This is a genomic window from Streptomyces sp. NPDC098789 (genome assembly GCF_044759975.1).
Taxonomy (GTDB): Bacteria; Actinomycetota; Actinomycetes; order Streptomycetales; family Streptomycetaceae; genus Streptomyces.
Window position 1 is genome coordinate 119,480 of sequence record NZ_JBIWAJ010000026.1, and the last position, 9,859, is coordinate 129,338.

Annotated in this window: 9 protein-coding genes; 1 reads left to right on the plus strand and 8 read right to left on the minus strand. The window is 73.2% G+C overall.

Annotation, left to right across the window (positions count from 1 at the left end; translation table 11 throughout):
• From ACIQWR_RS36675 to ACIQWR_RS36705, 7 genes are all read right to left on the minus strand, one after another.
• Positions 1–1,260: an ATP-binding protein gene (locus ACIQWR_RS36675; protein WP_404018900.1), complete on the minus strand. Its 1,260-nt coding sequence runs from the start codon at positions 1,258–1,260 to the stop codon at positions 1–3.
• Positions 1,260–2,003, minus strand: a complete 744-nt coding sequence (locus ACIQWR_RS36680; RefSeq protein WP_404018903.1) for a hypothetical protein — start codon at positions 2,001–2,003, stop codon at positions 1,260–1,262. Before ACIQWR_RS36680 ends, ACIQWR_RS36675 begins: the two co-directional genes overlap by 1 nt.
• Entirely contained in the window at positions 2,000–2,647 is a 648-nt protein-coding gene (locus ACIQWR_RS36685; protein WP_404018905.1) for a sortase domain-bontaining protein, read from the minus strand. The genes ACIQWR_RS36680 and ACIQWR_RS36685 overlap by 4 nt, the downstream gene beginning before the upstream one ends.
• A 56-nt stretch (positions 2,648–2,703) precedes the next feature.
• On the minus strand, positions 2,704–3,003 hold the full coding sequence (locus tag ACIQWR_RS36690) for a hypothetical protein (protein ID WP_404018908.1): 300 nt from the start codon (positions 3,001–3,003) through the stop codon (positions 2,704–2,706).
• A gap of 332 nt (positions 3,004–3,335) precedes the next feature.
• Complete coding sequence (locus tag ACIQWR_RS36695) at positions 3,336–3,539, minus strand: hypothetical protein (RefSeq protein WP_404018911.1); 204 nt, start codon at positions 3,537–3,539, stop codon at positions 3,336–3,338.
• A 131-nt stretch (positions 3,540–3,670) separates the two neighbouring features.
• Positions 3,671–5,713 (minus strand): MFS transporter, encoded by a 2,043-nt coding sequence (locus tag ACIQWR_RS36700; protein WP_404018913.1) that lies wholly within the window; start codon positions 5,711–5,713, stop codon positions 3,671–3,673.
• Positions 5,714–5,787: 74 nt separating this feature from the next.
• Positions 5,788–8,475 carry a hypothetical protein gene (locus tag ACIQWR_RS36705; protein WP_404018916.1) on the minus strand — a complete coding sequence of 896 codons (2,688 nt, stop codon included), beginning with the start codon at positions 8,473–8,475 and terminating at the stop codon, positions 5,788–5,790.
• A gap of 345 nt (positions 8,476–8,820) precedes the next feature.
• On the opposite strand from ACIQWR_RS36705, the gene ACIQWR_RS36710 reads away from it, so the two are divergent.
• Positions 8,821–9,567, plus strand: a complete 747-nt coding sequence (locus tag ACIQWR_RS36710; RefSeq protein ID WP_404018919.1) for a GPP34 family phosphoprotein — start codon at positions 8,821–8,823, stop codon at positions 9,565–9,567.
• 87 nt (positions 9,568–9,654) lie between these two features.
• Here the strand turns inward: ACIQWR_RS36710 and ACIQWR_RS36715 are convergent.
• The coding region (locus tag ACIQWR_RS36715) for a hypothetical protein (RefSeq protein ID WP_404018922.1) at positions 9,655–9,859 on the minus strand (205 nt) is incomplete at its 5' end.

Consider the following 9,859-nt stretch of genomic DNA (forward strand, 5'->3'; position numbering starts at 1 on the left):
TCAGGGGTGCGGGGGTGGTGGGGACGGTGGGGGCGGGGTCAGGGTGAAGGTGGCTTCGGCGCCGCCTTCGGGGCGGTTCGTGAAGGTCAGGGCGGCGGATAGGGCGCGGGCCTGGCCCGCGGCGATGGTCAGGCCCAGGCCGTGGCCCTTGTTCATGCCCTCCGTGCGGAACCGCTGCGGTCCGCTCGTCAGCAGGTAGTCCGGGAAGCCCGGTCCCGCGTCCGTCACCGTCACCGTGGCGGCGTCCACCGTGACCGTGACCGGGGCCGCCCCGTGCTTGTGGGCGTTGGCGATCAGGTTGCCCAGGATGCGTTCCACCCGGCGGTGGTCCGTCTCCACCACGCGGGAGGACAGCACGGTCAGCCGGGTGTCCGTGCCCGAGGCCCGGATCGTACGGGCCGCCAGCTCGGCCAGGTCGTAGGAGTCCAGCTCGGGGCGTTCGCTGCGGGTGTCCAACCGCGATATCTCCAGCAGGTCCTCGGTCAGGGCGCGCATGGCCTGCACCCGGTCCCGCACGAGTTCGGCGGGACGGCCCGGCGGGAGGAGTTCGGCGGCGGCGTTGAGACCGGTCAGCGGGGTGCGCAGTTCGTGGGCGACGTCGGCGGTGAAGCGGCGTTCCGCTTCGAGCTTGCGCTGGAGGGACGCCGCCATGATGTCCAGGGCGTCGGACACGGCGGCCACCTCGTCCCGGGCCCGCGCCGCGTCGTCGACCCGCGCGTCCAGGTCGCCCGCGCTGATCCGCCGGGCGACCTGGGCGGTCTGGTGGAGCCGGCGGGTGATGCGGGTGACGCCGACGGCGCCGATGAGGAGGGTGCCGCCGATGGCGAGGACCGACGAGCCGAGAATGGCCCGGTCCAGGTCGGCGATGGTCTGTTCACTGGCGCTGTAGTCGACGGCGGCGGCGATCACGCCGTCCCGGTCGGCGGGTCCGGCCGCCCACATGACCCGCTTGTTGCGCAGTTCGCCGACGCGGGTGCCGCGCCGCCCGGTCGACGCGTACGCGCGCAGCTCCGCGGGCAGGGCCTTGGGGTCGACGCCCTCGCCGCGCGGGGTGCGCGTGCCGGCCTCGTACGCCTGCGTGATCCGGTCGAGGCGGTCCAGGGCCTTCTCGCGGGCGGCGCCGATGGTCTGGTTGGTCATGGCGCTGTGGACGAGCCCGCCGAGGAGGGCGGCGAGGCCGCAGCACATCAGGGTGATGAAGACCGCTGCCTTCCAGGTCAGCGTCGCCGTCCAGGCCGGGAGCCGGATCCGGCGCCTCATCAGCGGGACTCCCGGTCCGGGCGGATGATCTCCGTCAGGCGCGGCAGCAGGGCCTGACGGCTCGGGCACCAGCTCCACACCTCGCGCTTCTCGGTGCCCGGCGCGCCCTCGTGGGTGCGGACGATCACGTCCCGCTCGGCCAGCTCGATGCTGACGGCCCGCTCGTAGGTGTTCATGATCCTCAGGACCCGGCCGTCCCGGCAGGCGTAGATGCGGATGTTCAGGACGTCCGGTGACACCCCGAGGCCGAGGATCAGCTCGTCCTCGCCGTTCCCCGTCAGATCACGGTAGTGCGCCGAATGCAGCGGGCACCCGGCAGCCCCCGGCTGCTCGCAGCCGCCCAGCTCCTCGACGAGCCGGTCGCGTTCCCGCGGGTCCCCGCGGTGGCCCGGTTCGGACAGCAGGTCGGCCGTGACCAGCTCCATCGGGTCCACCGCGTGCATGCCCCCGTCGCCGTCCGCGAAGCCGGGCACGGCGACGCCGACCGGGCGGTCCCCCGCGTCCCCCGCGCCCGCGTCCGGCTCGGCGGGCGGGCGCTCGGGCCACAGCCGGTACGGGCCCTGCGCGCGCGCCGCAGGTCGCCCGCGCTCGCCCACCACGTCCTGCTCCGCGCCGCAGCCCGCCAGGGCCGGGGCCAGGGCCGTGACGGGCAGGGCGAGGAGGGCGAGCGCGGCGGCCGCGCGCCGGGGGCGCGGGGTGCGGCGGGGGTTCGGGGCGGGCGGGTCCCCGGGGGTCGTGCTCACGCCACGAGGTCGCCGTAGAAGATGACGTTGTTGGTGCGGTGGCCGTCCTTGATCTCGCCGCCGCAGGTCAGCAGGCGCAGCTCGGGGCGGGTCGTGTCGCCGTAGACCTTGTCCGTCGGGAAGTCCTTCTTGTTGACGTCCTCGATCTCGCGGATCTTGAACTTGGCGGTCCTCCCGTCCGCGCGCGGCACCTCGACCAGGTCGCCGAGCTTGATCTTCTTGACGTCCTTCATCAGCGCCGGGCCGTACTTCGTGTCGAAGTGCGCGACGAGCACGGCGACGCCCTGCTCGCCCGGGGCCGCCCCGGCCGCCCACCACCCGGGCGCGTCGGCCTCGGTCCCGGCGTCGGGCACGCCCAGCTCGCCCGCCGCGTCCACGGAGAGGTCCACCATCTTCTTCGCGTCCACCCCGGCCGCGTCGATCTTCATCCCGGTGGGCCGGGACCTCGGCAGTGCGTGCGTCGCGTTCGACACGGGCTCGGCGGCGGCCGCCGTGCTGCCGACCTTCGGATCCGGGGCCGGCCCGCTGCCGGGCCCGGCCCCGCAGGCCGCCAGCGCCCCCGTGGCGGCGAACGCCACGGCGGTGGTGAGGACGATCCGGCGGGTGCGGGTGCGGGTGCTCGTGTGGGTGCTCGTGTGGGTCATCGCAGTACTCCGGGCAGGGACAAGGACGGGGCGGTACGGGGCGGTGCGGGGCGGGGTCAGCGGCTGGAGCGGCCGCGGCGCAGCATCGCGAAGCCGAGGCCCGCGGCGCCGACGGCGGCCATGCCCGCGCTGCTGGCGATCAGCGTGGTGCTGCTGCTCGCCACGCCTTCGGCGCCGGCCCGTACCGGACCCTTCGGCGCCTTCGGCGTGACCGTCGTCGTGGCCGTGGGCTGCGGGGCCGGGGCGGCGGGCCCGCTCTGCGTCGGGGCCTCGGCGGCGACGGCGGCGCCCACCGGGAGGGCCAGGGCGGTCAGGGCACCGGCGGCGACGGCGGCGGTACGGAAGGTGGCGCGCATGAGTGGTTCCCCTCGTCGGCGTCGCCCGTGGTCTCGGTCCGGGTCCGGGCCGACCACCCCTTCGAGCGGTTGTCCGGTGTGCCGGATTTCCTGGCGACACGAGAGACGTTACGAGGGTCATGTTCTGGTGATCCCTCGGCGAGGTAACAGTTCGCCGGATGCGTGAAGGCGAAGGCGTTAAGGGCCGCGGAGAGTCATACCCGAGGACTCCTGAACGCGCTCCCGCCTAGGCCTTAAGGACGAGACGGGACGAGAAAAGGACGAGAGAGGGACGAGAAAGTCCTCCCGACCGGGGGCCGGGAGGACGTCCGAGCGCGACCGCGGTCCCTCCGTCAGCTGAGGCCCCTGCTGCGCTCTCCGATGCGGTCGCCCTGCGGGGTTCCCGACCTCTTCAGGGCCGCCTTCGTGTGCGCTCCGCCCTTCACCTTGCTCCGCAGTTCACCTTCGTAGCCGTGCCCCGGCCCCTTCGGCGCCTGGTCCATCTCCAGCGCCTTGGCGACCGCCGCACGGAAATCCTGCTTCTGCTCTTCGCTCATCCCGCCGTCAACTCCCTCGGGGGGCATTCCATCGACCAACCGGCTCATCGGACCTATATCGGGCCTATGGGGATCGTATGCAGATATGAGGATGAACGCACCTGGGCGGACCGCGCCCCCCGACAGCGCGGCTACGGCAGCTCGGGCGTCCCCACGACCGTGCGGACCAGGTCCTCCGGGCAGGGCGTGCCGCGCGGCAGCTGGTACTTCGCCGCCACCCGGTACTCCCCCGGCGCCGGGACCAGCAGCTCGGTCCACACGTCGCCCGAATCGTCCGGCTCCGCCTTGAAGAGGCAGCCGGAGGTGTTCGCGTACTCCTTCGGCGGCTTCACCGCGCCCTTGGCGGTGGCCGCGGCCCGCGCCTTCGAGGCATCGGTCTCCTGCGGCGGCTCGACCGGCTTGCCCGCGGCGTCGACCAGGCCCAGCCAGGGCGAGTGGGGGATCCGTACCAGCACCCGGCCGGGCTGGCGCACGTCGACGACGAGCTGGTCCGCGCCCGCGCGGACCACGGTCGCCGGGCCCGAGACCAGCGCGGTCGGGCTGTCGACCTTGAAGAGCTGCCAGTTCGCGTCGCCCCACACCTGCTGGAGGTACGGCAGGCCCGCGCGCACCAGCTTCGCCTCGGCCTCGCCGCCGTTGTCGGGTTTGTCGGCGGGCAGCACCACGTAGTGCACGGCCCAGCGCTCCAGCCAGGTCCGGTACGTGTCGGCGGTGAGCGTGTCGTCGTAGAAGACCGGGTTGCGCTCCAGGTCGGCCTGCCGGTTCCAGCCGCGGGCGAGGTTCACGTACGAGGGGATCGCCGAGGACTCGCGGTGGCTGCTGACCGGGACCACCTCGACCCGGCCGCGGTCCGCGCCCGCCTTCTGCAGCTGGTCGATCAGCGGGGCCAGCTCGCGGTTCCAGGAGGCCACGGGGGTGGTGCGGACGATGTCCATCACGCTGTTCGTGCCGATCCAGACGCTCACCCCGACGACGGCCAACACCAGCGCCCACCAGCGGCGCGAGCGCCGGAGCGCGTGCGGGAGGGCCGCGACCAGGACGGCGCCGGCGAAGAGCATGGCGAGGCGGGTGACGTTCGAGCCGATCTGGGAATCGATGGCCCAGGTGAGGAAGACCCCGAAGGCGTAGACGGACGCGGCGATCCGGACCGTCGTCCACCCCTTCGGTACGAGGACCGCCGCCAGCACCCCGAACAGGAACGGCAGCCAGGCCGATCCGAACCCCATCGGCTGCGTCCCCGAGAAGGGGAACAGCCACGCGGAGAGCCCGACGACGGCCACCGGGGGCAGCCCGATGGCGTACGCGCCCGGGCGCCGCCGGCTCAGGAACAGGGCGGCCGCGATCACCCCGAGGAAGAGCCCGGCCACCGGGCTGGACGCGGTCGCGAGGGCCGCCAGCACCGCGGCGACGGACGCCTTGGCCCAGCGCCGCTCGGCCCATTTGCGGGGCCAGCAGAAGACGGCGGCGACCGCGCCGAGCGCGAAGAGGACCCCGAGCCCGAAGGTCACCCGGCCGGAGACCGCGTTGCAGAACAGCCCGAACAACCCGGCGAGTGCGGGCCAGAGCGGATGCCGCACGGCGCCCCGGCAGCGGGTCAGGATCAGCGCCAGGAGGCCCGCGGAGACGGTCCCGGCGATCATCATCGTGGTGCGGACGCCGAGGACGTGCATGAGGTACGGCGAGACGACGCTGTAGGACACCGGGTGCATGCCGCCGTACCAGGCGAGGTTGTACGCGGAGTCCGGGTGGCGGCCGACGAACTCGGCCCAGGCGTCCTGGGCGGCGAGGTCGCCGCCGCTGTTCGCGAAGCTGAAGAACCAGGCGACGTGGACGAGGGCCGCGAGGGCGGTCGTCACGCCGATCGGGTGCCGGTGACCGAAGTCGACCGCGGCGCGGCACCGGATCCCCAGCCGGCGCCGGAGCCCGGGACTGCCCGGATCCCGGCCCGGGTCCCGCTCCGGACCCCGCTCCGGACCCGGGCCGCCCGGTATCCCGGGCTCCCCGGGGTCGCCCGCGGCGCCGTCGCCGGTGCCATTGCCGTCTCCGATGCCTTCGCCGGCGCCGATGCCGGCATCGGCGCCACCGTCGTCCCGGTGGCGGCCGCCGTCCTGCGTCTGCGTACGCGCCGGCTCACGGCCCTGCTCAGCGGTGGTCACTGCCGTACTCCCCAACATCCGTCCCGGTGCCAAGACGCGACCCGGCGCCCCGGGGTTGCCCGGAGCGCCGTGAGCCCGTCCCGCGCCTGCTGTCAGCCGACGCGCGTCAGCTTGCTGCCGATGCCCGGCGCGGCCAGCTCGCGCTGGAGCGCCACCGGCACCTTGACCTGGCTGGCACCCTCGCCGACGGTCAGCACGCCCACCTGGGCGCCCGCCTTCGCCGTCTCCGGCAGCTTCGTACCGCCGTCACCCAGCTTGACGGTGACCGTGAGTCCCGACCACCCGACGGCCTGGACGTCCGCGGTCGCGACGACCGGCGTGCGACCGCCGAGCCCGTCGTCGACGTACCCGACGACATCGCCCTTCTTCACGACCGTCGCGCCCTGGAGCGACTTCTGGGTGGCGAGCAGCAGCTTCCGACTGGCGTCGACCACCGTGTCGATGATCGGCGGCTTGTGCTGGCCGAGGACGGCCCCGACGATCAGCTGGTTGGTGTTGCCGACCTTCTTCTGCGCGGCGAAGAGGAGGTTTCCGCCCGCCTTGGTCGTCGTACCGGTCTTGATGCCGAGCGAGTCGTTGTACGGGACCAGTCGGTTCCAGTTGGGCCACGTCTTGCCGGAGGGGTCGACCCAGCTCGGCTTCCTCGTGATGTCGAGCAGCGCGTCCATCTCGACGAGCTTGAGACCCAGCTTCACCTGGTCCTCGGCGGTGCTGACCGTGGTCGCGTCCAGACCCGAGGGGTCCGTGTACGTCGTGTTGGTCATGCCGAGTTCCTTGGCTGTGGCGTTCATCTTCGCGACGAACGCCTCCTGACTGCCCGCGTCCCAGCGGGCCAGGAGCCGCGCGATGTTGTTGGCCGAGGGGATCATCAGGGCCGCGATCGCGTCGTACTCCGTGATCTTCTGACCCTCCTGGACCGTGTCGAGGGTCGACTCGTTGTCCGTGGAGTTGTTCTTCTTGCCCTCGGTCTCGGCCGTCTTGTCGATGTCGATCATCTGACCCTTTTCCCCCTTCTTGAAGGGGTGGTCGCGCATGATGATGTACGCCGTCATCGACTTGGTGACGCTCGCGATCGGTACGGGCTTCATCTCGCCGGACGAGCCGAGCGTGCCGAGGCCCGCGGCCGCCATGTACGCCTGGCCCTCGGTGGGCCAGGGCAGGTCGGGCTTGCCGCCCTCGAAGGCGTACGAGGTCTTCGCCGTCATCTTCAGCGTCGGGGCGGGCAGCGGCCGCACCAACTGGACGATGCCGAGGATGACCACCAGCAGGACGAGCAGCGGGGCGTAGATCTTGACCCGGCGCACGGTGGTGCGCATCGGGCTGGGCGGCGGGGGCGGGTTGTTGGTCAGCTCGGCGAGCAGGTCGAGCGGGGGCCGGGGCGGGAGCGGCTGCTGCGTCGTCCGCTCGGAGCCGGTGTGGGTGACGGGCGGCTTGGCGGCCACGGGCCCTGCGGGCGGCTTCGGCGCCGGGGGCGGGGTCGGGGTCGCCTTGGCCGGTGCCTTGGGCTCCGCCTTGGGACCCGCCTTGGGACCCGCCTTGGGACCCGCCTTGGGACCCGCCTTGGGTGCGCCCTCGCCGCGCAGCGGTACGAAGGTGCTGGCCCGCTCGCCGGGCTTGTCGCTGCCCTTGTCGCTGCCCTTGTCGCTGCCGCTGGGCTTGGTGGTCGACGGGCCGGTGCCGGTGGTCCGGCCCGTGGCGTCGGCCGGGGCCGCGTCCGGACGGACGGCGCGGAAGACGGCCGTGCGCTCGTTGTCGCTCGGCGCCTCGGGCTTGGGCTCGGGCTTGGTTTCAGGCTTGGCCGGGCCCTTTGCGTCCGCGGGGGCGGCGTCGGGGCGGACGGCACGGAAGACGGCCGTGCGCTCGCTGTCCGCGGCGGCCGGAGCCTTCGCGCCGGACTTCGCTTCCGGCTTGGCTTCCGGCTTCGCGTCGGGCTCGGCGTCCGGGCGGACAGCGCGGAAGACCGCCGTGCGCTCGCCGTCTGCGGCGGCCGGAGCCTTCGCGTCGGACTTCGCTTCCGGCTTGGCTTCCGGCTTCGTCTCGGGCTCGGCGTCCGGGCGGACAGCGCGGAAGACGGCCGTGCGCTCGGTGTCGGCGGCGGCCGGAGCCTTGGCGGCCGGCTTCTCGACCGGCTCGGCGGCATCCGGCTTCGCGGCGGGCTTCGCCTCGGGCTTGGCGTCCGGCTTGGCTTCCGGCTCGGCGTCCGGCTTGGCGTCCGGGCGGACCGCGCGGAAGACCGCAGTGCGCTCGCTGGCGGCGGCGGCCGGAGCCTTCGCGGCCGGCTTCTCGACCGGCTCGGCGGCATCCGGCTTCGCGGCGTCGGGGGCGGCGGAAGGTGCCGGGAGGCGGGGGTCGAGGCGGGAAGCGGAATCCTTCTTCGGGGAACTTCCAGCGACGCCGGGGTTGCGGCGGAAGGCCTCGAACACCGGCGGCGCCTTCTCCGCGGGAGCCGGCGCAGCGGCCTTCTCGGAATCCTTGGCGGGCAGCCGGAACACCGAGGTGCGCTCGGGGTCAGCAGCTTCGTCCGAGGAAGCGGAATCCTCGGGAGCATCCCGATCAGCAGCCTTGGCCGGGGTCGGCTCCGACTCGGCCGGAACCTCGTCAGCCTCGTCAGCCGCATCCGCCGACGCCGAAGCGGAATCCTGGTCGGCTTCCGGTTCCGGGTCCGCGGCGCGGGCCGAAGGGGAGTCCGTAGGGGCGGCCTCGGGCGCGTCGGCCTCGACCGCTTCCGGCTCGCCCGCGTCCGCGTCGCCCTCCGCGTCCGGCTCGTCGGACTTCCCCACCCACGCCGCAACCGCGGCGCGCAGGGGATCGTCCTTCCCTTCGGGAGCGGCCTCCGGATCCCGGGGGCGGAACACCGACAGGCGAGGGTCGGATTCCGCCGCCCCCGCGCCTTGCTTTACCGACTTGTCGGGGGACTCGCCCGCCACCAGTTCCTCCTCGATCGACGTCCGGCCGCTACCCGGACCGCTGTCCGAACCGTCTAACAGTGTCCCGTCTAGGGGGCATCGCCCCCGTGCTAGACGAGTACGACATACTTGCCGGTTCCCCCACAAAGCGACCAGGCACTCTCGACAGATGAATGTGAGAGGGGTCACCCTGTCACTCATCCACGCGGGGAGGCATGGATGGGCAGGAGCCGCAGAACAATTCCGGAGGAGCTTCTACTGCTCGCCTTGGACCCGGCAACGGGCACCACGGCGCAGCCGCAGTCGCTCGACCTCGGCCTGGCCGGGGCACAGCTAGTGGAGCTGGCTCTGGCAGGACGGATAGCCCCAGACGGGGATCGTATCGCCGTGGTGATGCCACGGCCGACAGGAGATCCGACCCTGGACTCCGCACTGGAACTGCTGCGCCGTCGCGGCAGTCCGGTTCGGGCGGTCCACTGGATCGGCGGACCCCGACTGGGGCTCCGCCAGGTTTACCTCGCTCACCTGGAGCGTTGCGGCATGGTGCATGCCGTCGCGGGCCAGATGTGCGGAGTTCTGCCGACGACTCGCTACCAAGCGACCGACACGGCAATCAGCCGGGAGATCCGTGCCCGGCTGGACAGTGCGATCCGCACCGGTGTACCGCCGGACCCGCGGACCGCGGCGCTCGCCGCGCTGGCCCACGCGGTCGGACTCGGCAAGCACCTCTACCCCGGCAATGAGGGGCGTTCGTCCAGGTCCCGCCTGCGGGACCTGATTCGACACGACCCCATGGGCGGCCTCGTGGCGCACGCCGTGATGGACGTTCAGAACGGTGTGGCCGCACAGCCGCGCCGTGACCGTGCTCCGGCACCGGCTTCGCAGCCGACCGCCCGCGCGACAGCGACCAGCGTTCCGCTGCAACCGCGCCGCACGGGCGCGATGGCCCGGGCCGCCGCGCACTGATCCACCGCGCCACGCACCACGGTCCCAACGCGTCACGGGTCCGACGCGCCACCGAACGACCGCACCAACGCAGAACGCACGAACGCGTCACCGGTACACCCCACCGGACGGCGCGCTACGCACGACGAACGCCACGGCCGTCACCGGCATCCCCCAAGGACCCGGTGCGGACACCGCCAGCGCGCGGGGTGGCGAGGCGACGCCCTGACCGTGCTGCTGTGGGCCCGTGCCCGGGCCGGCGAGCTCGGCTGCGACCCCGCCGCGGTGGTGGTCGCGGGGGACTCCAGCGGGG